Raw genomic sequence first — 22,139 nt, 5'->3', positions numbered from 1 at the left:
AGCAGATGACGGGTATTTGGCGACAAAGGTTTGACGGCTTGCGACGAAATGTCGGAATTCACCGGCAGCCTGGCGGAAAACGAGGAGAAATCCCCTATGACAGACAAAATCACCGCGCTTGACCTCGCACCGGCGGAGCTGAGCGAAGCGACCAAGGCCTATTTTGCCAAATGCCAGGAGAAGCTCGGCCTCGTTCCCAATGTGCTGCTCGCCTACGCCTTCGACGAGAAGAAGCTGCGCGCTTTCACCGACATGTACAATGATTTGATGCTGGGTGAATCCGGCCTGTCGAAGCTGGAGCGAGAGATGATCGCGGTAGTCGTCTCATCAGTCAACCATTGCTATTATTGCCTGGTTGCACATGGCGCGGCGGTGCGCCAGCTTTCCGGCGACCCGGCCTTCGGCGAGATGATGGTGATGAATTTTCGCGCCGCCGAGCTGTCGGACAGGCAGCGCGCCATGCTCGAATTCGCGGTGAAGCTGACCGAGCAGCCGGCAAAGATCGTCGCAGCCGACCGGGCGGCGCTGCGGCAAGTGGGCTTTTCCGACCGCGACATCTGGGATATCGCCTCGACTGCCGCGTTCTTCAACATGTCGAACCGGCTGGCATCGGCGATCGATATGCGGCCGAACGATGAATACCACACGATGGCGCGATAGGGCACCGCGGTCGTATACATTAGCTGCTTCGCATTCTCGTTGCTTGTTTGCCCGTTTGGTCCGATGATCGGCATGCGGCATGACCGCATGCCGGTTCGATGCCGCCGATCAAAGGAGGAGAACATGGCGAAATTTCTCTACGTCTATCACGGCTCGGGCAAGATGCCGACCGAGGAGGCCGAACGGAAGGCAGCGATGGATGCCTGGAACGGCTGGTACGGCAAGCTTGGCTCAGCCGTGGTCGACGGTGGCAATCCAGTCGGCATGTCGAAGACCCTGCTGCCCGGCGGCAAGGTCGAGAACAATGGCGGCAGCAATCCAACCGCCGGTTACACCATCATCGAAGCGAAAGACATCGACGATGCCGTCGGCAAAGCCAAGGATTGTCCTATCCTGACGGACCCGGGTTTCAGCGTCGAGATTGCGCCGATAATCGAAATGGGTTGACGCGCCGGCTCAGGACCGCGCCGCGATCGCCGCCGCAGCGCCGGCCATGGTGCCGGCGCTGATGCGGTTGGCGATCTTCATCGCCCGCTTGCTCCTCAAGAGCTTGCGCGCCTGCGATGCGGCGAGCACCCATGTCAAATCGATGGCGACCAGCACCACGGCCATGGTCGCCGTCAGCTCGACCCAGCCGATCATGCTGACCGAACCGAGGTCGATGATGGTCGGCAGCAGCGCCAGATAGAACATCATGATCTTGGGGTTGCCGAGCGTCACCGCCATGCCGGCAAAGAACAGTCTGACGGGCGAATCGTCGCGCGGCAGCGAGCCTTCTTTTGCCTCGACCGGTGCCGTCCACATCTTCCAGGCAAGCCAGGCGAGATAGACGACGCCAACCCATTTCACGACGACAAAGGCGAAGTGGAACGTCTGCGCCACCACGGCGAGGCCAAACACCGCCAGTGACAGCCAGATCGCTTCGCCAATCCACATGGCAAGCAGGAACGGAAACACGTCGCGAAACCCTTTTGCGATGACCCGCGCCACAAGTGCGGCAATCGACGGGCCCGGCGAGCCGGCGGCAACAAGCAGGGCGCCGGCAAAAATCAGAAGCGACGTGAAATGCATGACGCGGATCTCGTTAGAAACTTTTGGAGTCATTCAACATAACCCAACTGTTCCGACGACGGTAGCGTCTACCGAAAGAAGGCTTGTCGGCTGGGCACCTCGCGGCTAGAAATGTCGTCCCGACATCATTTCGAGCTTCACTTTGCCTACGTAACCGCCGGTCTCGCCAACTCCCCCAACACAGAGCAGGGCGTCGCAGTCGCGGCGCCTGTTTTCACATCATGTGTTCCTCAGGGTGGCGGTTCGAGACCGGTTTGGCACTGCTGAACCGCTGTCGCGCACAATCACCCGCGACGCTTATTTCCAACTGCCGCAGTCTCTCGCCACGCCGTGCCCGCAGGGGCATCTCGACATCGCCGATCTGACGAACTTCCCGACGGGAAGGGCTTTTCGGCATGCCTTCGATACTGCGTATCCGCTGGGCGATCGCGCCCAAGACCGCACCGCGACCTCACCTCAACTGCAATCGCTGCGGCGGCCTGAAAGCCTATCGCTGCAGCGGCAAATTCCGGGTCAATGCTAATGGCAAACGCATTGATGCCTGGTTGATCTACCGGTGCATCGATTGCGACAATTCCTGGAATTTCGGCATTTTGGAGCGCTGCAATCGCCGCGACATCGAGCCGGCCCTGCTGCAGGCGCTCGAATGCAACGATCCGGTCCTGGCGCGGCGCCATGCTTTCGATATTGCCGCATTGCGAAGCAGGATCGGGCGCGTCGAGGAATTTCCTGAAGCCGCCGTTCATAAGCAGGTGCTCGGGGACAGGCCGGAAAACACCGCCGGCCTCGAACTCCAGCTCGAGCTCGAAATGCCGACAGCGCTGCGGCTCGACCGGTTGCTCGCCAACGAACTCGGTATCTCGCGATCGCGGCTTCAGGTTTGGGAAGAGAAGCGATTGCTGGCCGTTGGTCCGGACGGGGCCAAAGCCTTGCGCAGGCCAGCCCGAGCGGGAACGGCGATCCGCATCGACCTGTCTAGTAATCCAGACCGGGACGGCATTATCGCGGCTGCCGGCGGGTAAGATAGAGGGAGGAAGCACGCACGTGCTCCCTCCCTCATAATGGCTGAGAAAAGTGGCTTACGCCGCGCCGACCACTTTCGCCGACTTCTCGAAACGCTTGCGCTCGTTCGGGTCGAGATAGAGCTTGCGCAGGCGGATGGTTTTCGGCGTCACTTCGACCAGCTCGTCGTCCTGGATCCAGGCCAGCGCGCGTTCCAGCGTCATGCGGATCGGCGGCGTCAGCTTCACCGCCTCGTCCTTGCCGGCGGCGCGGATGTTCGTCAGCTTCTTGCCCTTGAGCACGTTGACTTCGAGGTCGTTGTCCCTGGAATGGATGCCGATGATCATGCCCTGATAGACCTTGACGCCGGGGTCGATGACCATCGGGCCGCGGTCTTCCAGGTTCCACATGGCATAGGCCACCGATTCACCCTGTTCGTTGGAGATCAGCACGCCGTTGGTGCGGCCCGGCAGCTCACCCTTGTAAGGCTCATAGGCATGGAACAGCCGGTTCATCACGGCGGTGCCGCGCGTGTCGGTCAGCAGTTCCGACTGGTAGCCGATCAGGCCGCGCGTCGGCGCGTGGAAGACAATGCGCTGGCGATTGCCGCCCGAAGGGCGCAGCTCGACCATCTCGGCCTTGCGCTCCGACATTTTTTGCACGACGACGCCGGCATGCTCCTCGTCGACGTCGATGACGACTTCCTCGACCGGCTCCAGCAATTCGCCGTTCTCGCCCTTCTGCATGACGACGCGCGGCCGCGACACGGCGATCTCAAAACCTTCGCGGCGCATCGTCTCGATCAGCACGGCCAGCTGCAATTCGCCGCGTCCGGAGACGAAGAACGAATCCTTGTCCGGCGATTCCTCGATCTTCAGCGCGACATTGCCTTCGGCCTCGCGCAGCAGGCGGTCGCGGATGACGCGGCTGGTCACCTTGTCGCCTTCGGTGCCCGCCAGCGGTGAATCGTTGACCAGGAACGACATCGTCACCGTCGGTGGATCGATCGGCTGCGCATGCAGCGGTTCCGTCACCGACAGGTCGCAGAAGGTGTCGGCGACGGTGCCTTTCGACAGGCCGGCAATGGCGACGATGTCGCCCGCCTGCGCTTCGTCGATTGGCTGGCGCTCGAGCCCGCGGAAAGCAAGGATCTTCGAGATGCGGCCGGTTTCGACCTGGGTGCCATCATGGTGCAGCACCTTGACCGCCTGGTTGGATTTCAGCGTGCCGGATTCGATACGGCCGGTGATGATGCGGCCAAGGAACGGATTGGCTTCCAGAATGGTGCCGATCATGCGGAACGGGCCGGGATGAACGGTCGGCGCCGGCACGTGCTTGATGACGAGGTCGAACAGCGGCGCCAGAGCCTGGTCCTTCGGACCTTCGGGGTTTTCCGAGACCCAGCCATCGCGGCCCGAACCGTAGAGGATAGGGAAGTCGAGCTGCTCGTCGGTGGCGTCAAGTGCTGCAAAAAGGTCGAACACCTCGTTGACCACTTCGACATGGCGGGCATCCGGCCGGTCGATCTTGTTGATGACGACGATCGGCTTCAGTCCAACCTTGAGCGCCTTGCCGACGACAAACTTGGTCTGCGGCATCGGCCCCTCGGCGGCGTCGACCAGCACGATGGCCGAATCCACCATCGACAGGATGCGCTCGACCTCGCCGCCGAAGTCGGCGTGGCCGGGCGTGTCGACGATGTTGATGCGGGTGTCCTTCCAGTCGACCGAGGTCGCCTTGGCCAGGATGGTGATGCCGCGTTCCTTTTCGAGGTCGTTCGAATCCATGGCGCGCTCGGCGACGCGCTGGTTGTCGCGGAACGAGCCGGATTGTTTCAGGAGCTGATCGACGAGGGTGGTTTTTCCATGGTCGACGTGCGCGATGATCGCGATATTGCGGATTTTCATGTTTTGGTCTCGGGAGCGTTGCAGGCAGCAGGCCAAAAGGCGCTGCCTCTTTCGGTTGGGCGGCTCATACAGGGTTTTTCGCAATTGCGAAAGAGGAGGCGAGCCACCAAATAAAGTCACCAAATCTTAAATGTCTTGGTGTGAAGTGGAATTATTAACCAAGGCGGAACCTTTCATGGTCCGGGCAGTTCGAATTTCATGATCGACGCAGGCAGCAGACTCCGGCCGATTTTGGCATGTAGCGCACTCGCCGTCCTCCTCGCGGCAGGCGCGGCGCAGTCGGCCGCGTCGTTCAAGGAGACGCGGACTGCCCTGCCGTCCGACAAGCGGTCGGCGGAGCAGCTTTTTGTCGATGCTCCCGATGGCGTCGACCCGGTGGTGACCGGGCCAGTCAGCGCCGCCTTCAAGCAAAGGCAGCAAAATGCCGGATGCGACAGCGCCGTCTGGCCCAACATTCCCGTCGTCTGCTATCCCGATTGATACACGTCCTACCCTCGGGCTGGCCCGAGGATAATGGTGCAGTCGCTCACGCCGACCGCACCGGATCGAGCGTGACCTTGTAGAGTTCGCTGTCGTCGCGATCCATCAGCCGCACCGTCAGCTGCTCTGTAGCGCCATCGATATCGACAAGTCCGAAGAACTGCAGGCCGGCCGACGGCGGCAGGTTCTGACCCTGCTCGGCAGTCGGTGCCTTGATGAACTTCAGCTCCGGGCCGAAGGTCATGTCGAAACCATTCGGTCCGAATGTGCCTGAATGGATCGGACCCGAAACGAATTCCCAGAACGGATTGAAGTCCTGGAACTGCGCCTTGTCCGGATTGTAGTAATGCGCGGCCGTGTAATGCACGTCTGCGGTGAGCCAAACGGTATTGCTGATGCCCGCGTTCTTTATATAGCGAAGAAGGTCGGCAATTTCCAGCTCGCGCCCCTTGGCCGGGCCATTGTCGCCATTGCTGACTGCCTCGGCCCCGACCTTCTTGGTACCGTCATTCCAGACCACGAGGCCGAGCGGCATATCGGCGGCGATGATTTTCCACGTCGCGTTGGAATTTGCCAGCTCACGCTTCAACCACTTGATCTGCTGTTCGCCGAGGATGCGCGATTCAGGCGTCATCGTCTCCTGCATGTCGGGACCGTTGGGGCCGCGGTAGGAACGCATGTCGAGGAAGAATACATCGAGCAGCGGCCCATAGGCGATCTTGCGGTAGACGCGGCCCGGCTCCGACGGTTCGTAGCGGATCGTCGTCATCTCGTGGAAGGCGCGCGCAGCACGTGCCGCCAGCACATGGATCGATTTTTCGGTGTAGCGGTCGTCGGCGGTCAGGTCCTTCGAGTCCGACCAGTTGTTCAGCACCTCATGGTCGTCCCACTGATAGAAAGTCGGGCAGATGGCACTGAGCGCAAGAACGTTCTTGTCCATCATGTTGTATTTCCACTGCGCCCGGTATTCGTCCAGCGTCTCGGCAACCTTGCGCTTTTCGTCGATCAGCACCGTGTTTTTCCACTTGCCGCCATTGGGCAGATCGACTTCGTCCTTCATCGCACCATCGGCATAGATCGTATCGCCCGAATGCAGGAAGAAATCGGGCGTGTGCTTGGCGATCGTGGCGTAGGTCTTCATGCCGGTCTCGTCGATGCCCCAGCCTTGGCCGGCGGTGTCGCCCGACCAGGCAAAGCGGATGTCGCGCTTCGAGGCAGGTGCCGTGCGGAAGCGGCCGACGATCGGCTCGGAAACGGCGTTGATGTCGGCAAGATCGGCCGCGACCATGCGGTAGAAGATGTCCTGGTCGGAGGCGAGATCGGTGAGCAGGCGCTTCACCGTGTAATCGCTGGCCGGCGAGGTATCGAGCGGCGCCAGGCGGACGGCATTGGCGAAGCTTTCCGTAGACGACACTTCGAACATGACGCGCGACGGCCGGTCTGTGCGCGTCCAGACCATGCCGCTGGTGGCGTCGACGTCGCCGGACTGGATGCCATGGGTGAAGGCCGGGCGCTGATTGGCGCGCGAGTAATAGGGAAGCGCAAGGCCCGACGCGCCGACCAGGCCAACGGCGCTGGCCGACGTGACGAAAGCGCGCCGCGTCATTGAAATCTTGTTCATGGCTGTCTCCTGGATGGCGTTGAACGTCGCCGCCAAGCTCCAGCTTCAATGTTTCAGGCACATTTCGAAACGATGAAGGTTTTCTGACATCGACAAGCGGGAAGGCTGGACCGCTCGGCGGCGAAGCTGCTGATCTCCCCCCTTGCGGGTCCCTTGCGGGGGAGATGGCCGGCAGGCCAGAGGGGGGCGCTGTCCCGCCGACGTACAAATCAGAAAGAAATCAGACGGAGCAGCGGAGTTTGGGCAGAACATTGCGTAAAGTCGGAGGCTGGCGAACCTTCGCGCCCCCTCTGCCCTGCCGGGCATCTCCCCCGCGAGGGGGGAGATCGGCAATTTGGCCGACGGCATCTCTCCTGCAACGAGAAGCTATGCCGCCTGCGGTTCAGGATCGAACGCCGGGCGGCTGGTGTTGATCAGCAGCGAGATGCAGGCGGCGGCTATTGCCGTCATGCCGGCGATCAGGAAGGCAAGCTCGTAATTGCCCTGCAACTCACGCATAGTGCCACCGAAAAAGGCCGCTGTCGCTGCGCCGACTTGATGGCCGGCGACGATCCAGCCGAAGACGATCGGCCCGCTGCGGTCGCCGAACGCCTCGTTGGAAAGCCGCAGCGTCGGCGGCACTGTGGCGATCCAGTCCAGTCCGTAAAATACGGCGAAGATGATCAGGCTGGTCGCCGAGAAGCCGGAATAGGGCAGATAGATCAGCGACAGGCCGCGAATGCCGTAATAGATGCCGAGCAGCTTGCGCGGGTCGAAACGGTCGGTGAGCCAGCCCGACAGCGTCGTGCCAATAAGATCGAAGATACCCATCATCGAGAGCAGGCCCGCGGCCTGCACTTCGCCGATGCCCATATCGCCGCAAAAGGCGATCAGGTGCGTGCCGACCAACCCGTTGGTGGTGAAGCCGCAAACGAAGAAGGTGGCGAACAGGTACCAAAACACACGCGTACCGGCGGCGCGGCGCAACGTGCTCAGCGTATGCGCGAGGAAATTGCCTTGCGCGGCCGGCGGCGCGGGCGGCACATCGTCGAGCTCGGCGCCATAGCGGACCATGCCGATCGCGGCCGGACGCTCCGGTACCAGCATATAAACCAGCGGCACCAAGGCGGCGGTGGCCACGGCAATGGCAATGGCGACCGGCTTCCAGCCGCCAGACTGGGCGAGCGAGGCGAGCAGCGGCAGGAAGACCAGCAGCCCGGTGGCGCTGGACGCCGACATCAGTCCCATCACAAGGCCGCGATTGGTCTTGAACCAGCGGTTGACGATGGTGGCGCCGAGCACGGTGGCGACGGCGCCCGAGCTGATGCCGGAAAACACGCCCCAGGTGAGGAGCAGATGCCACGGCTTGGTCATCAGCAGGCTGAGCGCGGTCGATCCCGACATCAACAGCAGCGCGGCAAGCAAGGTGCGGCGCAGCCCGATCCGCTCCATCAGCGCCGCGGCAAACGGCCCAGTCAGGCCATAGAGGAAGATGCCGGTGGCCGCGGCCAGCGAGACGACGTCGCGCCGCCAGCCGAAACTATTCTCCAGCGGCAGCATCATGACTGCCGGCGCCGAACGCAGGCCCGCGGCGATCAGCAGGCAGAGGAAGATGACGGCGACCACGACGAAAGCGTAGCGCTGGCCAAACGGGCGGGATTGAGCTATCATGTTACTGACCGGTACGTTTCAGATGTGCGGAACATACGTACCGACCGGTAACATTGTCAACCAGGCAATCGGCAAACCAGACATGAAAAGCATTGAACCAACGATCAAGGAGAATGGCGCACCGCTGCCTCGCGCCGCCGAACGGATTCTCCAGGTGGCGCGCGACCTGTTCTACCGGCAAGGCATCAGGGCGATCGGCGTCGACGAGATCGTACGGCGTGCCGGCGTCACCAAGCCAAGCCTCTACCGCAGCTTTCCGTCCAAGGATGAGTTGGCCGCATCCTATCTTCGGCACTATGACCTCGAATTCTGGGAGCGCTTCGACGAGGCGGTGAATGCCCATCCCGGCGATCCGCGCGCGCAGATCGTCGCCTTCCTGACGCGTGTCGGCAAGCGCACGCAAAGGCCCGACTATCGCGGCTGCGGCATGACCAATGCCGCGGTCGAATATCCCGAACACGGCCATCCGGCCCGCGTCGTGAGCGAGGCCAACAAGCAGGAATTGCGCCGGCGCCTGCGTGCTATGGCGGCGGCGATGGGCGCCGGCGACGCCGACACGCTGGGTGACGGGCTGCTGCTCCTGATCGAGGGAGCCTATATCAGCGGCCAGTTGTTCGGTGCCGGCGGACCGGCGCAGTCGGTGGCCCGCAACGCCGATCTTCTGATCGAGGCAAGCTTGAGGAAATAGCGTTCCGTTTACCAGGTCACTGTGAGCAGCCTGACTTCGTCTAGGCTGCTGCTGAATTTGACGGTACGCTGCGGCAGCCCGAACGGAGTTGTCCGCCATGCGCGCTCTTTTGATCCTGCTTGTCCTCGCCGGTTTCTGCCAGGCGGCCCGGGCTGGCGACATATCCAGCGTCTATACCGATCTCGTCTGGGAGAAGGACTGCGTGACTTATGCCCAGGCGGAGGAAGGCGACGGCGACTGGGCCGACCTCGCCTGTTCGGGCTATGGCGGCTACCCGGTGATGGTTTCCTATGACGACGCGCGGGAATCTCTGTTCTACGGGTTTCCACCTGGCGACATGACCACGGTCTGGGAAAGCTTTTCCGGCCTCAACTCGGCTGGACCCAAAGTCGAGTGGCGTATCGAAACCAAGGGCGATATGGCCGTTCCTTTTGCAGTCATCCATCGTCGCTCGATCAGCGATAGCGAGGGCGAGAACAAGTCGACGGAAGTGCTGATCGTCGCCAAGGTTGCCCAGCCTGGCGCCCACGAAGGCTGCACGATCGCTCTTGTGCTCGCCACCGGCAATCCCGCCGCCAACGATCAGGCGCGTAAGCTTGCCGACGAGAAGGCACGCACCTTCGCCTGCGGCAAGGACAAGCGTGTGATGCTGGGCAACACGCCCGATTTCGGCCGCGTCGATAACTGACTATTTGCGCCCGTCAATTACTTGCGCTTGGCCCGCTCGATTGCCTCGACGATCATCTTCTTGGCATAGGCGGCATCGTACCAGCCCTCGATCTTGACCCATTTGCCGGGTTCGAGATCCTTGTAGTGCTCGAAAAAATGCTGCACCTGCTGGCGGGTGATATCAGGCAGCTGCGTGTATTCGTGAACGTCCTCATAGCGCAAGGTCAGCTTGGGCGAAGGAACCGCGATGACCTTCTCGTCCTGGCCGGCATTGTCCTCCATCACCAGCACGCCGATCGGCCGCACATTGATGACGCAGCCCGGCACCAGCGCGCGTGTGTTGCAGACCAGCACGTCGATCGGGTCGCCGTCGCCCGACAGCGTGTGCGGTACGAAACCGTAATTGCCGGGATAGCGCATCGACGTGTGCAGGAAGCGGTCGACGAACAGCGTGCCGGCCTCCTTGTCCATCTCGTACTTGATCGGCTCACCGCCGATCGGCACCTCGATAATGACGTTGACGTCCTCGGGCGGGTTCTTTCCGCTGGCAATCGCTTCGATACGCATCGCTTTATCCCTCTCTCGATTGAAGATCGATAGCGGGCGACGGCGAATGGTGCAATGCGGCGAATGGTACTGGGGGATCGTCCGAACCGAAACCGGTCGGATCATGCGCTGGCCGTCATTCCCAGACGAAAGCGACCTTCTTCAGCGCCTTCTGCTCGAATATCTCGACGCCCTCGGCCACATCGCGACCGCCGGCGCCGGCATAGAAGGCAAGTGCGTTCTGATTGTCTTCCAGCGCCCACACCACCATGCCCTTCAAGCCATGGTCGGCCAGCCGTGCCCGTGCCGCCGAGAACAGCCGGCTGCCGAGCCCGATGCCTTGATATTCCGGCCGCAGGTAAAGCTCGTAGATCTCGCCCTGCTGCCTGAGTTCGCGGGCACGGTTCTTGCCGATCGTCGCGTAGCCGGCAATTTTGCCGCCGATTTCGACGACCAGGACGGTGGCGGCGCGGCGAATGGCATTCGCCCACCAGTCGGCACCGCGGCGGTTGATCATCGATGTCAGAGTGCGGTGTGGGATGATGCCCGAATAGGCGCCGCGCCAGGCCTCGAGATGCACGTCGGCAATGGCGGCTGCATCGCGCGGCTCGGCTTTCCTGATGTCGATGCTCAGCGTATTCATGATTGGTTAACCATAAACCCGCGGCGCCCGATTGCAAGAGTCCGGTCAGCCACTGCGATGCTTTCGCACAGCCGAACGGTGCGTCCTTGAGACGCTGCAAAACCGCCTTTAGCGAGATCAAATCTCGACCAGATGGTCGTCCAGTTCGTTGCTGTCGCCGGTCGACACCGGAAAATGCTCGGCCAGTACCGCACCGACCGCTTCGACCGCCCTGACGAAGCCGTCGGCAAGCCGATCGTCGCCGGCATGCGCCGTAAGGTCGCGGACGACACCGTCCCAGACATGCTGGCCGACACGAGAATCGATGCCGCTGTCGGCGACCACTTCAGCATAGCGCTCGGCGATCGAGACGAACACCAGCACGCCGGTGCGCGCCGCGGTGCGGTGGACGTTGCGGGCGAGGAACTGCTTCATCGCATTGGCGTGGGCGGCCTGGTAGCGCAGCCGCCTCGGCACCAAATGGATGCGCAATGCGGGCAATGCCCACAACAGGATGAGCACACTGGCAAGCGCCAGAAGCTCGGCTATGACGAAATGCGGCAAGCGGATCGACAGCCACCAGGCTTCCAGCCCGTAACCGACGGCGAGGCTGACGACGAGCATGCCGAGCATCGCCATGAAGGCGGCCGGGAAGAAATAGCCGTCGCTTGCATGCGCCACGACGCAGTAGATCTCGCCGTCGGTCTTTGATTCGGCAGCGCGGATCGCATCGGCGATGCGCTCATGATCCTCGGGGCTGATCGGTCGTGTTGCCATGATTGATGTCTCACCAGCTTCCTGAAGAACCGCCGCCGCCGGACGAACCGCCGCCGCCGGAAAACCCGCCGCCGGAACTTCCTGACGACCAACCACTGCCTGAACTTCCCGACGACCAGCCACTGCCGGACGAGGTCCCCGACGTCCAGGCACCGCCACCGGAGGGTGACGAACCTGGCCCGCGGCCGTAGCGGAACGTCATGCCCAGCCACTTGTACACGCCCGGCGACAGTTTCGTGCCGAAGATCGGCGGCAGGAACGCCATTGCCAAGCCGCCGAAGAACATCGTCGCCCACAGGATGATGAACAGCATGAAGATGGGATCGACAGGATTGTCATTCGCCGGATTGCGCTTGCCGCGCGCCTCCAGCTCTTCGGGATTGCCTTCCAGCACCATGATCATGTCGTCGACGGCCTTGCTGATGCCGCCTGAGAAATCGCCGGCACGGAAGGCCGGCACCATGTCGTTTTCGATGATCAACTTGGTGTGCAGGTCGGTCAGCGTGCCTTCAAGCCCATAGCCGACCTCGATGCGCATCTTGCGGTCGTTCGGCGCCACCAGAAGCAGGACGCCGTTGTTCTCCTTCGCCTGGCCGAGTTTCCAGGCGCGAAACAACCGGTTGGCGTAAGGCTCGATCTCCTCGCCGTCGAGGCTGGGAATGGTCGCGACGACGATCTGGTCGGACCCCTTGGTCTCGAAATCGGCAAGCTTCTGCGTCAGCGCCACCTCGGTCGCGGCATCGATGATGCCGGCATTGTCGACGACCCGTCCGGTCAGCGCCGGCAATTCGGCGGCGAAGGCCGCGAAGCCGAACAGCAGCACCGCTACGGCCAACAGCGCGGTGCCGGTCATTTTGATGAAACGGCCGGATTCCACCGGGCTGACGGCGTGTCTTGTCATCTCGTCACCAGCTTCCCGAGGAGCCGCCGCCGCCGGACGAACCGCCGCCGCCGGAAAACCCGCCACCGCTTGAACCCGACGACCATCCCCCGCCGGAACCTCCCGACCAGCCGCCGGACGACCGCCGGCTCGGCTCGAAGGTCATGCCCAGCCAGCGATAGCGGCCGGGACCGATCTTCTGGCCGAAGATCGGCGGCAGGATGGAGGCTGCGAGGCCGCCGAAAAAGATGATTGCCCAGATGGCTATGAAGATGGTGAAGAACAGATCGTCGCTGTTGAACGGCGGCTGCTGGTTGCGTTCGCCGCGCGCTTCCAGCTCTTCGGGAGTGCCTTCCAGCACCATGATCATGTCGTCGAGGGCCTTGCTGATGCCGCCGGAGAAATCGCCGGCACGGAAGGCCGGCACCATGTCATTTTCGATGATCAACTTGGTGTGCAGGTCAGTCAGCGTGCCTTCAAGCCCATAGCCGACCTCGATGCGCATCTTGCGGTCGTTCGGCGCCACCAGCAAAAGCACGCCGTTGTTCTCCTTCGCCTGGCCGAGTTTCCAGGCGCGAAACAACCGGTTGGCGTAAGGCTCGATCTCCTCGCCGTCGAGGCTGGGAATGGTCGCAACGACGATCTGGTCCGAACCCTTGGTCTCGAAATCGGCAAGCTTCTGCGTCAGCGCCGCCTTGGTCGCGGCATCGATGATGCCGGCATTGTCGACGACCCGTCCGGTCAGCGCCGGCAATTCGGCCGCGAGAACGGTGAGAGGGAGGAGGAGAAAGCTTAGAACGAAGCCAAAAAAAATCCGGCCGGCATTTCTTCCCACCCCCCTCTGTGGGGAGATGGCCGGCAGGACAGAGGGGGGTGGGACGGAGTACAAGGCCAACGGGAACAGACCCGCTAAGCGCCGTTCACCCGCCCTGCTGCGTGCCGAAATCGACCTTCGGCGGCTGCATCTTGTCCTCCTCGATGGTGAAATTCGCAAACGGCTGGTTGCCGCGGAACCACAAGGTCGCCCAGATCACCGACGGGAAGGTCCTCAGCGTCAGATTGTACTCTCTCACCGCCTGGATATAGTCGCGGCGGGCGACCGTGATGCGGTTCTCGGTGCCTTCGAGTTGTGCTTGCAGCGCCAGAAAGTTCTGGTTGGCCTTGAGATCGGGATAGTTCTCCACCACCGCCAGCAGGCGCGACAGCGCGCTGGTCAGGCCGGCCTGGCTGTCCTGGAATTTCTTGAAGGCTTCCGGATTGTTCAGCGTTTCCGGCGTCACGGTCACCTGCGTCGCCTTGGCGCGCGCTTCGACCACGGCATCGAGCGTGTCCTTCTCGTGCGCGGCATAGCCCTTGACCGTGTTGACCAGATTGGGGATGAGATCGGCGCGGCGCTGGTATTGATTCAACACCTCGCTCCATGCGGCCTTGGCGTTTTCCTCAGCCGTCGGGATGGTGTTGTAGCCGCAGCCGGCAAGCAGCGGCAGCATGACGGCCATCACCAGGAACGCAGCTAAATTACGGAAGATTGGCGGTAAAGCAAGGCGCTGGACAAGCATGATAAGGTCCCCTCGATAGCATTGGCACGCGAAGCATTAGCACAATCCTTGCGCAAGAAAATGACTTCGGCCGAGAAGCGTTACTGGTTTCTACCATTCGCCGTCAGGCCCTGTGACAGACGAGGCGAACGGGTTAAGCTCGGCATGAAACGGGATATCACCATGGCGAAACGCCACGACAGCGACGCGGCATCGCGCCGCATCATCGAACGGGTGGCGCGCGAGACCGACCCGGGCGGCACCTCGTTCCTCGCACGAACCGCCAGAGGCGCGCGCGACCACGTCACAGCGGCCGATGCCGACCGATCGGACCCGATCGAATATTGGGGCACCCGTATTGGTCGGGCGGCAGGCTTGCTTATTGCCATCGGCCTGTTGATCTGGCTCGTGCTTTTCATCACCAGGGGCGGTTAGGACAAAGATCAATGAGCGCCGAAAAAGCCGACGCGCCGCGCGCGGTCATCGTCGTCTCCAGCCATGTCGCACGTGGCTCGGTCGGCAACCGTGCCGCCGTGTTTGCGCTGGAGACGCTGGGGTTTCCGGTTTGGGCGGTGCCGACCGTCATTCTGCCCTGGCATCCGGGGCACGGCCGGGCCACCCGCATCGTGCCGCCGCTGGACCAGTTCAAGGCGCTGATGACCGACCTCGAGCGCGCGCCGTGGCTGGGCGAGGTCGGCGCCGTGCTGTCCGGCTATCTCGGCGAGGCTGGCCAGGCCGAAGCCGTCGCTTCGCTGGTCGGCGCCGTCAAGGCGAAGACGCCGGACGCCCTCTATATCTGCGACCCGGTGATGGGCGATTCGGGCGGCCTCTACGTACCTGAGCCGACCGCAATCGCCATGCGCGACCGGCTGATGCCGATCGCCGATATCGCCACGCCCAACCGCTACGAGCTGGAATGGATGGCCGGAGCGCCGCTGCCCGACCTGAAATCGGCAATGGCTGCTGCCCTGCAAGCCGGCCCACCGGCCATGCTGGTCACTTCGGCACCGGCGATGATGGCCGGCGGCATCGGCAATTTGCTGCTCAACGGCAGAGAGGCGCTGCTTGCCGAACACCGGCTAATCGACAAGCCTCCGAATGGGCTCGGCGACCTGACGGCGGCCGTCTACCTGGCGCGCATCCTGTCCGGCCAAACGGCCGCCAAGGCGCTGCAATCGACCACGGCAGCGGTCTACGAGATCCTGGCGCGCACCGCCAAGCGCGGCGGCGACGAATTGCAGCTCGAGACCGATGCCCAGAGCCTGTCGCACCCGATGGCGATGGTGCAGCTTCGCCATCTCCTGCATCCGGGACGGGATCGCCGGGCGTGACGCAGGCCGAAGACGCCGTGCCCCAGGATGATGCGCCCAAGGGTGCTGCGCCCGACCATGTTGTGCCTGGGGATGTTGTGCCCGAGGATGTTGCGCCTAGGGATGTTGTGCTTGTCGGCGTCGACGGTTGCAAGACCGGCTGGATAGCCGTCCGCCGCGATTCCGGTGCCACACCGTCGACAGCCGTTTTCCCAAGCTTCGCGGCGTTGCTCGACCAGCTACCCGTCAATGCAATCGTAGCGGTCGATATGCCGATCGGCCTGCCCGATTTCTCGCAAAGAGGCGGTCGCGGTCCGGAGGCGCTGGTGCGGCCATTTCTTGGCGCCCGGCAATCCAGTGTCTTTGCCATCCCCTCCCGCGCCGCGCTCTATGCGGAGATCGAAGCCTTCACCACGGTCGAAGCCTGGTACGCGGCACATCGCAGGGCAAGTGACGTGGCCAAGACGACCTCAGATCCGCCGCGCGGTGTCTCGAGCCAGGCCTTCGGCATCTTTGCCAAGATCCGTGAGATCGATTCGCTGCTGATCGCGCGGCCCGAACTGCGCAGCCGCGTCTTCGAATCGCATCCGGAAGTTGCCTTCTGCAGACTGAACGGCGACCGGGCGATGCGTCTGCCGAAGAAGATCAAGGGCAACATCAATCCGGCCGGCATGGCCGAACGCAAGGCGCTGCTTGCCCGGCATGGTTATGGCCAGCATTTTCTCGACCAGAGGCCGCCGCGCGGCGCGGCCACCGACGATTTCCTCGATGCCGCGGCGATGATGCTGATTGCCGGCCGCATCGCCAGAGGCGAGGCAATGCCGTTTCCGGATCCGCCGCTCGCCAATCGTTTCGGCATTCCCGTCGCCATCTGGGCTTGAGGACCAGGGCTAACGTTTTAGGTGGCATGCGTCAGGAGCGTGATCTGAGCGCCTCGTTGAGCGCCCACATATCCTTCTCCTCGGGCGCGGTCTCCAATCCGAGCACGGGAATTTGCTTGCGCAAATGGTCGTGGTGGGTGCGCACGCCATATTCGAGATCGGAGAGGTAAAAACCTCCGAAGGCTTCTGACAGCATGGATTCGTTGGACCATATCGAAAGCTGTACATCTTCGGCCAGCGTGTCGCGGTCGATGCGGTAGGATAGGTAGCGGGCAGCCGCCTGCTCCCTGCTCTCGTCGCGATAGCGGTAGATGGCGCCGCGCAGCAGCGTCTCACCCGTCGACAGCGGGAACTCCTGATAGAACTGCACCGACTCCGGCATGATCGACAGCGCGTTGTTCGGGAAGATGCCGTAATAGATCCAGGCCTTGCGCAGGTGCTCCGGCAGTTGCTTCGCCTCGGGTGCGAGCTTGATGTATTGCGCGACGCTCCAGCGCCGTCCGGCATGCGGGTTGTAAGTGGCGAACGAGCGCGACACGCCGTTGACGAACGGCTCGTCGAAGTAGGTCGCGCCATAAAGATCCTGCAGCGCCGGATGCGCCATGGCGACGTGGTAGCCTTCATTGTCGACGTCGCGCACCGACTTCCAGTTGACCGGCGTCTTTTGGGTCCAGATGCCCCAGGACGGCACCATCTCGGCGACGCCGTAATGGGCAATCTCGGCTTCGATCGGCTTCAACAGCTCGGCCACGGATGGCTGCGGGCCACCCTTGCGGAAGCGGATGAAGATGAAACCCATCCAGATTTCGAGCTCGAGCGGCATCAGGCCGAATTCGGTCTTGTCGAGGTCGGGGAAGGACCGCGGGCGGGCAGCGCCGCGCAACGTGCCGTCGAGATTGTAGACCCAGCCATGAAAGGGGCAGACCAGCGCATTCTTGCAAGTGCCTTGGCTATCGGCAACGACGCGACTGCCGCGGTGGCGGCACATATTGTTGAAGGCGCGCACCACGCCATCCTTGCCGCGCACGATCAGCGCCCGCTCGCCGACCACATCCATCGTCAGATAGTCGCCGGCGTTCGGCACGTCGCAGACATGGCCGGCGATCTGCCAGTGATTGCGGAAGACGTGCTCTTTCTCGAGTTCGAGCAGGGCGTCGGAATGATAGCTCCAGCCCGGCAGCCCCCGCCGATCCCAATCGTTGGGGATTGCCACGTCACGCAGATGCGGGTTCATGAAAGGCTCTTATTTATTGAATGGACGTTCAATAAAAGCATATTTTCCATTGAAATGCAATGGCTTGCGAAAATTGGGCGAATTCTTGACGGGAAACCGATCGGTAATTGAGAGCCGAGCCAGAACGATCGAAGCCGGGAAAATCCCGCGAATTCCGGGCGTTAATCCCCTTACGCTTGTTGGGCGCCCGACCATCCGTGAACCTGGAAAAGACGACGTGGATCCGCTGCCGTGGATAGCGGAAAACGAGCGCTGAATGCCACCGGTGCGGCCAGCTACGCATGATCGGTTTGCCCCGGAATGGCCGCGGGCCTGGTTTCATGCCGGTTACACAATCGTTAATCCATCATCGTTGGCCCGTTACAAGGTGCGATTAAGTTCGTTTCAACAGGGAAAAGAAGAACACCGAAGGAAACGACGATGCATACGAAAACCCAGATCACCGACAACGACCATCGCCTGCAGGGTCCGCAGCGCAACGACCGGCGCCCGAAGCTGGCGCTGCGCCAGCGCGCCAGCGATCACCCGATGGCGATGTTCCTGCTGCTTGCCGCTGCCGCGTTTGCCGGCATGGCGTTCACGCCGACCGTCGGTCCGGCCTTCGCCTCGCTGAACCCGCCGGTCAACCTCATCGACGGCGCGACGACCACGACCAAGACGGCGCGCCTGTCGATCCCGGACATCGATTTTGCCTGCAAGGGTCAGGCCTGGGGCGCCGAGAGCCTGGACTGCCTGCGCGCCATCGCTGCCAAGTCGGGCAAGGCACGGCCCGTCCGCATGATCGCCAACGCCGCCCCGCTGGCCGATACGCCGAACGTTTTTTGATCTTTTCGCGAGCGCCCTCCAGCACTCCAGTCAGACTCCCGCCGCAATGTCGGCTGGGAGCCTTTTTTCTTTCCTTTTTGTCTCTCTGGGAGTCTAGCCGCCCAAAGCGACCTGCTCGGCAATGGCCGAGAGCACGCCGCGCACATCCAGCGTGCTGAACGGCTTTTCGAGGATTGGCGGCCGCTGCGGCGCCGGCAGCGCCTCGATTTCGCCTTTTGCGCCGATCAGATCGCCGGTGACAAGCACGAAACGCCGCGCCAGATCCGGCATTTCGGCAAGCAGCTCGCGATAGGCGGCTATGCCGCTGGTGCCGGGCATGCGCAAATCGGAAAACACGATGTCCGGCGGCATGTGGCCGCTCAGGGTCGCGGCGGCCGAGACCCAGGCCGGCACGATCCGCGACTTGATGCCCATCAACTCCAGAATGTCGGACAGCGACGCCGCGACATCCGGCTCATCGTCTATGATCAGCGCGTGACGCAAGCCGCTCGACCGCGACGGACTGTCGCCGGCGGCGACCGCGCCGGCAGCGATCGCCGGCAACTGCACGACAAAACGCACGCCTCTCGGCGAAACCTCCTCGAACCAGATATTGCCATTGTGCCGCTCGATGATCGATTTGGAAATCGACAGGCCGATACCGGTACCGACGCCGACTGGCTTGGTGGTGAAATAGGATTCGAATATGCGTGAGCGTATCGCTTCCGGCACGCCTGGCCCGTTGTCCTCGACCGAGAATCCGGGATTGCCGCGGTCGCTGCGAAACGTCCGGACCTTGATCCGCCGGTCGCCGGCAATGCCGGCCAAGGCATGCTGGCTGTTGATGAGGAAGTTGGCGGCTACCTGCGTCACGTGGTCGGCATCGGCCATGGCCAGCAGCGGGCCGCCGGCGAAATCGGTGTCGATGATGATGCCGCTTGATCGCGCGCCATAGGCGGTCACTTCGAGTGCCGCGCGGATCACCTGGTTGAGGTCGGTCTCGGCCTGCGCCGTCGGGTGCAGGCGGACCATCGACAGGAAGCTTTTGACGATACGGCCGCAGCGCTCGGCAGCGGCGCGCACCTTTTCGGCGCGTACTTTGGTCTGCGGATCGGCGGCGAATTCATGCAGCAGCGTCGACTGGGCGACGACCACGGCCAGCGGGTTGTTGAGCTCGTGCGAAACGCCCGCAAGCAGCGAGCCCATCGCCGCCATCTTCTCGTTCTGGTGCAGTTTTTCGCGCTGACGGTTGATTTCCTCCTCAGCGCGCAATCTGTCGCGCAGGTCGCGGATGGAGCCGAAGATCAGATGGCGATCGGCGACCCGCATCTCGGTCGCCGTCAGCTCGATCGGAAAAACCTCGCCGGCGGCATTCTGGGTGACCGTTTCGAGCCGCTGGCCGACCATCGGCGCCCCGCGGCCCGACATGTATTCGGCGCCCGACGCATAGCCTTTGCGGTAATATTCCGGCACGACCGTGTCGAGCAGGTCCTTGCCGAGGATATCGCTGCGTCGATAGCCGAACATCTTCTCGGCGGCCGGATTGAATTCGATGATCGAGCCGGTCTCGTCGATGACGATGATGGCGTCGAGCGAGGCCTGTAGCATGGTGCGGCGAATGACGTCACTGGCATGCGCGTCGGAGGGCGACCGTTCGATGGCGTCGCCAATGGCGAGTGCCACCATGTGCAGCGCCGCCTCTTCCTGGTCGGTCCATTCGCGTTCGTTGACGCAGTCGTTGACCGCCAGCGTGCCCCACAAATTGCCGTGCGAAAAGACCGACACCGACAGGAACGACTTGATGTTCTGCTTTTCGAAATCGGTCCGCAGAAAGCCTTCGAGATCGCGTGTGTGCCCGGCGAATATCTTGCCTTGGCGCTCGTCCTCCGCCAGCTGTTCCAGCAATGGGTCCGAATCGACGACCGACTGCATGATGACGGTCGGTGACGCCAGCTCGCCGCCAAACCGGGGGGCGATCCAATAAGCGGCGACCGACTGGGCGAAGCCCTGGCCGGGCAGTTCGCGCAGGCGAAACAGGATGCCGCGGTGACAATCCATGGCTTCGCAAAGCGTTTGGAGGATACCCTCCATCTCGCGCTGCCAGTCGCCGGCTTCGCGCAGCCGGCGAACCACATGCACGGCCGCCATCGCCGCGCCCTGCCTGGCGCCCTGCGAGTCCGCGCGTGCTGTTTCAGCCGTCATGGTCATTTCCTGGCCGTGGCTTGCTCAAGCCGCCAGGCCTCAGTTATTTTCGCCGGCTGGCAGCGAGAAGATATAGCCTTCGCCGCGCACCGTGCGCAGGAATTTCGGATTGGCCGGATCCGCCTCGATCTTCTTTCTCAGCCGCATGATGCGGATGTCGACGGCGCGGGACGATTCCGCGTCCTCGACGAAACCGATCGCCTCGGAGATCGCCGCCCGCGTCAACAGCCGGTTGGCGCGGGTAAGGAACACCTCCAGCACGTCGAACTCGCTCTTGGCCATGTCGATGACCGCACCGTTGGCGCCGGTGACGAGCCTGCCGTCGAGGTCGGCGTGAAAGGCGCCGAAGCTCACGGACCGGCGGCCACCGGATGTTTCAGCCTTGGCTTTTTGTGGTTCGGTCGGCTCCGGAACGCGGCGCAGCACGCTGCGCACCCTGGCCAGCACTTCGCGCAACTCGTAAGGCTTGACGATGTAGTCGTCAGCGCCGAGCTCCAGTCCGACGATGCGGTCGAGCGCGGTACCGGCGGCCGTCGCATAGATGATGCCGATCGGCATTTTCGACCGCATCCAGCGGCCGAGCGACAGGCCGTCCTCGCCCGGCATGGCGATGTCGAGAATGGCCAGATGGAAGGACTGGGCTTCCAACAGGTCGCGCGCCGCCGCCGCACTTTCGGCCGTGGCCACATCATAGCCGCTGGCGCCGAGATACTCGGCGACCGCGTCCCTCAGGTCGGGCTCGTCCTCGACAATGACAATTCGTGCCCGCACGATGCGTTCGCTCCCGCTTTCAGCGGAAAGTAGATTGGGTATAAACATGATGTCCAGCACTCTTCTTGGGTTGCCGTATGCGGGGTAGAAAAACATGGCTGCACGATCCGTCATCGCGCTTGTTTCCGTCGCTGAAGTAATTGCGACCGATCTCGCCGATCATCTCAAGCGACGCGGTCATGACGTCCGCGCCGCGCGACAGCCGTGGGAAGCCGAATCGCTGCTTTCTGAAAAGGGTATCGATGTCGTGGTTGTCGGCGACAGCGTCAGCCAGGCGGAGGGGCGCGACCTGCTCAGGCGACATGGCGGCGAAGGTGGACCGGATTTCATCCTGATCTGCCGCCCGGCCGATCTGGTCGACAAGGTGCTGGCGCTCGAGCTCGGCGCCGCCGACGTCGTCGAAAGCCCGCTCAATGTCAGGGAGCTTGCCGCCCGCGTTGGCGGCCTGCTGGCTCGGCGCGGCAGGAGCGCCGGGGAATTGATCGTGCTGGAGAACGCGACCGTCGATCTCCGGTCGGCCATCGTCATGCACCGCTCGGGCACGGAAGAACAGCTGTCCGCCGGGCAGGTGGCGCTGCTCAGGCTGTTCCTGGCCAGCCCGCGCAAGGTGCTGACGCGTGACGACATCATCGCCGCCGCGCCCGCCGAAAATGCCGAAGCCTTCGACCGGTCGATCGATTCGCGCATCGTGCGGCTGCGCCGCAAGCTCGACACCGAAACCATCACCACCATACGGGGTGCGGGTTACCGGTTCGATCCGCCAACGCAATTCGCCGATTGAATGCAGGACAGCCACCCCTTTTTTGAGTATCGGATTTTCCTAAAA

24 protein-coding genes are annotated in these 22,139 nt (G+C 62.8%); 11 read left to right on the top strand and 13 right to left on the bottom strand.

The genetic code is table 11. The annotated features are described in order from the left end of the window. Positions 1 to 96: 96 nt before the first annotated feature. Positions 97 to 660, top strand: a complete 564-nt coding sequence (locus NKG95_RS01090; protein ID WP_353039707.1) for a peroxidase-related enzyme — start codon at positions 97 to 99, stop codon at positions 658 to 660. Positions 661 to 783: 123 nt separating this feature from the next. Beyond that, on the top strand, positions 784 to 1,107 hold the full coding sequence (locus tag NKG95_RS01085) for a YciI family protein (protein WP_023678126.1): 324 nt from the start codon (positions 784 to 786) through the stop codon (positions 1,105 to 1,107). A 9-nt stretch (positions 1,108 to 1,116) separates the two neighbouring features. Here NKG95_RS01085 and NKG95_RS01080 read toward each other — a convergent pair whose 3' ends face one another. Further along, entirely contained in the window at positions 1,117 to 1,731 is a 615-nt protein-coding gene (locus NKG95_RS01080; RefSeq protein WP_353039705.1) for a LysE family translocator, read from the bottom strand. Between the two features lie 395 nt (positions 1,732 to 2,126). Here NKG95_RS01080 and NKG95_RS01075 point away from each other — a divergent pair, with 395 nt between their 5' ends. Beyond that, positions 2,127 to 2,753 (top strand): DUF1062 domain-containing protein, encoded by a 627-nt coding sequence (locus tag NKG95_RS01075; protein ID WP_023719737.1) that lies wholly within the window; start codon positions 2,127 to 2,129, stop codon positions 2,751 to 2,753. Positions 2,754 to 2,810: 57 nt separating this feature from the next. Here the strand turns inward: NKG95_RS01075 and typA are convergent, their stop codons facing one another. Then, complete coding sequence (gene typA, locus NKG95_RS01070; RefSeq protein ID WP_352465599.1) at positions 2,811 to 4,640, bottom strand: translational GTPase TypA; 1,830 nt, start codon at positions 4,638 to 4,640, stop codon at positions 2,811 to 2,813. A 198-nt stretch (positions 4,641 to 4,838) separates the two neighbouring features. Between typA and NKG95_RS01065 the strand changes: the two genes are divergently transcribed. Next, positions 4,839 to 5,120: a hypothetical protein gene (locus tag NKG95_RS01065; RefSeq protein ID WP_353039703.1), complete on the top strand. Its 282-nt coding sequence runs from the start codon at positions 4,839 to 4,841 to the stop codon at positions 5,118 to 5,120. Between the two features lie 46 nt (positions 5,121 to 5,166). On the opposite strand, the gene NKG95_RS01060 is transcribed toward NKG95_RS01065, so the two are convergent. Together NKG95_RS01060 and NKG95_RS01055 are read right to left on the bottom strand one after the other, a co-directional pair. After that, positions 5,167 to 6,741 carry an alkaline phosphatase D family protein gene (locus NKG95_RS01060; protein WP_352858669.1) on the bottom strand — a complete coding sequence of 525 codons (1,575 nt, stop codon included), beginning with the start codon at positions 6,739 to 6,741 and terminating at the stop codon, positions 5,167 to 5,169. A 366-nt stretch (positions 6,742 to 7,107) separates the two neighbouring features. After that, positions 7,108 to 8,391, bottom strand: a complete 1,284-nt coding sequence (locus tag NKG95_RS01055; protein WP_031194621.1) for an MFS transporter — start codon at positions 8,389 to 8,391, stop codon at positions 7,108 to 7,110. An 82-nt stretch (positions 8,392 to 8,473) separates the two neighbouring features. On the opposite strand from NKG95_RS01055, the gene NKG95_RS01050 reads away from it, so the two are divergent. After that, on the top strand, positions 8,474 to 9,079 hold the full coding sequence (locus NKG95_RS01050) for a TetR/AcrR family transcriptional regulator (RefSeq protein ID WP_352480978.1): 606 nt from the start codon (positions 8,474 to 8,476) through the stop codon (positions 9,077 to 9,079). A 97-nt stretch (positions 9,080 to 9,176) separates the two neighbouring features. Further along, the gene (locus tag NKG95_RS01045) at positions 9,177 to 9,767 is read left to right on the top strand and encodes a hypothetical protein (protein ID WP_352814974.1); all 591 of its coding nucleotides are present in this window, start codon (positions 9,177 to 9,179) and stop codon (positions 9,765 to 9,767) included. Between the two features lie 17 nt (positions 9,768 to 9,784). Here the strand turns inward: NKG95_RS01045 and ppa are convergent, their stop codons facing one another. The 6 genes from ppa to NKG95_RS01015 form a co-directional block, all read right to left on the bottom strand. Then, on the bottom strand, positions 9,785 to 10,315 hold the full coding sequence (ppa, locus tag NKG95_RS01040) for an inorganic diphosphatase (RefSeq protein ID WP_023721304.1): 531 nt from the start codon (positions 10,313 to 10,315) through the stop codon (positions 9,785 to 9,787). A 115-nt stretch (positions 10,316 to 10,430) separates the two neighbouring features. After that, on the bottom strand, positions 10,431 to 10,937 hold the full coding sequence (locus NKG95_RS01035; RefSeq protein ID WP_023678138.1) for a GNAT family N-acetyltransferase: 507 nt from the start codon (positions 10,935 to 10,937) through the stop codon (positions 10,431 to 10,433). Between the two features lie 117 nt (positions 10,938 to 11,054). Next, entirely contained in the window at positions 11,055 to 11,693 is a 639-nt protein-coding gene (locus NKG95_RS01030) for a TPM domain-containing protein (protein WP_352494107.1), read from the bottom strand. A 10-nt stretch (positions 11,694 to 11,703) separates the two neighbouring features. Beyond that, positions 11,704 to 12,546, bottom strand: coding sequence for a TPM domain-containing protein (locus tag NKG95_RS01025; RefSeq protein WP_353039909.1), 843 nt, complete (start codon positions 12,544 to 12,546; stop codon positions 11,704 to 11,706). Between the two features lie 52 nt (positions 12,547 to 12,598). Next, positions 12,599 to 13,408, bottom strand: a complete 810-nt coding sequence (locus NKG95_RS01020) for a TPM domain-containing protein (protein ID WP_502913912.1) — start codon at positions 13,406 to 13,408, stop codon at positions 12,599 to 12,601. An 85-nt stretch (positions 13,409 to 13,493) separates the two neighbouring features. After that, on the bottom strand, positions 13,494 to 14,132 hold the full coding sequence (locus NKG95_RS01015) for a LemA family protein (protein ID WP_023721309.1): 639 nt from the start codon (positions 14,130 to 14,132) through the stop codon (positions 13,494 to 13,496). 162 nt (positions 14,133 to 14,294) lie between these two features. Here NKG95_RS01015 and NKG95_RS01010 point away from each other — a divergent pair, with 162 nt between their 5' ends. The 3 genes from NKG95_RS01010 (at position 14,295) to NKG95_RS01000 (ending at position 16,302) form a co-directional block, all read left to right on the top strand. Beyond that, positions 14,295 to 14,546, top strand: coding sequence for a hypothetical protein (locus NKG95_RS01010; protein WP_353039701.1), 252 nt, complete (start codon positions 14,295 to 14,297; stop codon positions 14,544 to 14,546). 11 nt (positions 14,547 to 14,557) lie between these two features. Beyond that, positions 14,558 to 15,442, top strand: coding sequence for a pyridoxal kinase PdxY (pdxY, locus tag NKG95_RS01005; RefSeq protein ID WP_023721311.1), 885 nt, complete (start codon positions 14,558 to 14,560; stop codon positions 15,440 to 15,442). 107 nt (positions 15,443 to 15,549) lie between these two features. After that, on the top strand, positions 15,550 to 16,302 hold the full coding sequence (locus NKG95_RS01000; protein WP_502913915.1) for a DUF429 domain-containing protein: 753 nt from the start codon (positions 15,550 to 15,552) through the stop codon (positions 16,300 to 16,302). Positions 16,303 to 16,333: 31 nt separating this feature from the next. Here NKG95_RS01000 and NKG95_RS00995 read toward each other — a convergent pair whose 3' ends face one another. After that, positions 16,334 to 17,536: an aromatic ring-hydroxylating oxygenase subunit alpha gene (locus tag NKG95_RS00995; RefSeq protein ID WP_353039699.1), complete on the bottom strand. Its 1,203-nt coding sequence runs from the start codon at positions 17,534 to 17,536 to the stop codon at positions 16,334 to 16,336. A 420-nt stretch (positions 17,537 to 17,956) separates the two neighbouring features. On the opposite strand from NKG95_RS00995, the gene NKG95_RS00990 reads away from it, so the two are divergent. Further along, positions 17,957 to 18,361, top strand: a complete 405-nt coding sequence (locus tag NKG95_RS00990; RefSeq protein WP_353039697.1) for a hypothetical protein — start codon at positions 17,957 to 17,959, stop codon at positions 18,359 to 18,361. Positions 18,362 to 18,454: 93 nt separating this feature from the next. Here NKG95_RS00990 and NKG95_RS00985 read toward each other — a convergent pair whose 3' ends face one another. Beyond that, positions 18,455 to 20,542 (bottom strand): PAS domain S-box protein, encoded by a 2,088-nt coding sequence (locus NKG95_RS00985; RefSeq protein WP_031194628.1) that lies wholly within the window; start codon positions 20,540 to 20,542, stop codon positions 18,455 to 18,457. Positions 20,543 to 20,581: 39 nt separating this feature from the next. After that, entirely contained in the window at positions 20,582 to 21,361 is a 780-nt protein-coding gene (locus NKG95_RS00980) for a response regulator (RefSeq protein ID WP_198030534.1), read from the bottom strand. 46 nt (positions 21,362 to 21,407) lie between these two features. On the opposite strand from NKG95_RS00980, the gene NKG95_RS00975 reads away from it, so the two are divergent. Further along, positions 21,408 to 22,094 carry a winged helix-turn-helix domain-containing protein gene (locus NKG95_RS00975; RefSeq protein WP_352588153.1) on the top strand — a complete coding sequence of 229 codons (687 nt, stop codon included), beginning with the start codon at positions 21,408 to 21,410 and terminating at the stop codon, positions 22,092 to 22,094. Positions 22,095 to 22,139 lie beyond the last annotated feature (45 nt).

This window comes from Mesorhizobium sp. M1423, from assembly GCF_040317575.1.
Lineage (GTDB): Bacteria > Pseudomonadota > Alphaproteobacteria > Rhizobiales > Rhizobiaceae > Mesorhizobium.
The sequence above is the reverse complement of the archived record's forward strand: the minus strand, read 5'-3'. Positions and strand labels throughout refer to the sequence as shown.

Excerpts from the sequence above, each read along its gene's own strand:
- NKG95_RS01035 (WP_023678138.1), bottom strand. The coding sequence starts at position 10,937 with ATGAATACGCTGAGCATCGACATCAGGAAAGCCGAGCCGCGCGATGCA.
- typA (WP_352465599.1), bottom strand. The coding sequence starts at position 4,640 with ATGAAAATCCGCAATATCGCGATCATCGCGCACGTCGACCATGGAAAA.
- NKG95_RS01055 (WP_031194621.1), bottom strand. The coding sequence starts at position 8,391 with ATGATAGCTCAATCCCGCCCGTTTGGCCAGCGCTACGCTTTCGTCGTG.
- NKG95_RS00985 (WP_031194628.1), bottom strand. The coding sequence starts at position 20,542 with ATGACGGCTGAAACAGCACGCGCGGACTCGCAGGGCGCCAGGCAGGGC.
- NKG95_RS01015 (WP_023721309.1), bottom strand. The coding sequence starts at position 14,132 with ATGCTTGTCCAGCGCCTTGCTTTACCGCCAATCTTCCGTAATTTAGCT.
- NKG95_RS01075 (WP_023719737.1), top strand. The coding sequence starts at position 2,127 with ATGCCTTCGATACTGCGTATCCGCTGGGCGATCGCGCCCAAGACCGCA.
- NKG95_RS00975 (WP_352588153.1), top strand. The coding sequence starts at position 21,408 with ATGGCTGCACGATCCGTCATCGCGCTTGTTTCCGTCGCTGAAGTAATT.
- NKG95_RS01025 (WP_353039909.1), bottom strand. The coding sequence starts at position 12,546 with ATGACCGGCACCGCGCTGTTGGCCGTAGCGGTGCTGCTGTTCGGCTTC.
- NKG95_RS01010 (WP_353039701.1), top strand. The coding sequence starts at position 14,295 with ATGGCGAAACGCCACGACAGCGACGCGGCATCGCGCCGCATCATCGAA.
- NKG95_RS01045 (WP_352814974.1), top strand. The coding sequence starts at position 9,177 with ATGCGCGCTCTTTTGATCCTGCTTGTCCTCGCCGGTTTCTGCCAGGCG.
- NKG95_RS01090 (WP_353039707.1), top strand. The coding sequence starts at position 97 with ATGACAGACAAAATCACCGCGCTTGACCTCGCACCGGCGGAGCTGAGC.
- NKG95_RS01050 (WP_352480978.1), top strand. The coding sequence starts at position 8,474 with ATGAAAAGCATTGAACCAACGATCAAGGAGAATGGCGCACCGCTGCCT.
- NKG95_RS01060 (WP_352858669.1), bottom strand. The coding sequence starts at position 6,741 with ATGAACAAGATTTCAATGACGCGGCGCGCTTTCGTCACGTCGGCCAGC.
- NKG95_RS01085 (WP_023678126.1), top strand. The coding sequence starts at position 784 with ATGGCGAAATTTCTCTACGTCTATCACGGCTCGGGCAAGATGCCGACC.
- NKG95_RS01030 (WP_352494107.1), bottom strand. The coding sequence starts at position 11,693 with ATGGCAACACGACCGATCAGCCCCGAGGATCATGAGCGCATCGCCGAT.
- NKG95_RS00990 (WP_353039697.1), top strand. The coding sequence starts at position 17,957 with ATGCATACGAAAACCCAGATCACCGACAACGACCATCGCCTGCAGGGT.
- pdxY (WP_023721311.1), top strand. The coding sequence starts at position 14,558 with ATGAGCGCCGAAAAAGCCGACGCGCCGCGCGCGGTCATCGTCGTCTCC.
- NKG95_RS01065 (WP_353039703.1), top strand. The coding sequence starts at position 4,839 with ATGATCGACGCAGGCAGCAGACTCCGGCCGATTTTGGCATGTAGCGCA.
- NKG95_RS00980 (WP_198030534.1), bottom strand. The coding sequence starts at position 21,361 with ATGTTTATACCCAATCTACTTTCCGCTGAAAGCGGGAGCGAACGCATC.
- NKG95_RS00995 (WP_353039699.1), bottom strand. The coding sequence starts at position 17,536 with ATGAACCCGCATCTGCGTGACGTGGCAATCCCCAACGATTGGGATCGG.
- ppa (WP_023721304.1), bottom strand. The coding sequence starts at position 10,315 with ATGCGTATCGAAGCGATTGCCAGCGGAAAGAACCCGCCCGAGGACGTC.
- NKG95_RS01080 (WP_353039705.1), bottom strand. The coding sequence starts at position 1,731 with ATGCATTTCACGTCGCTTCTGATTTTTGCCGGCGCCCTGCTTGTTGCC.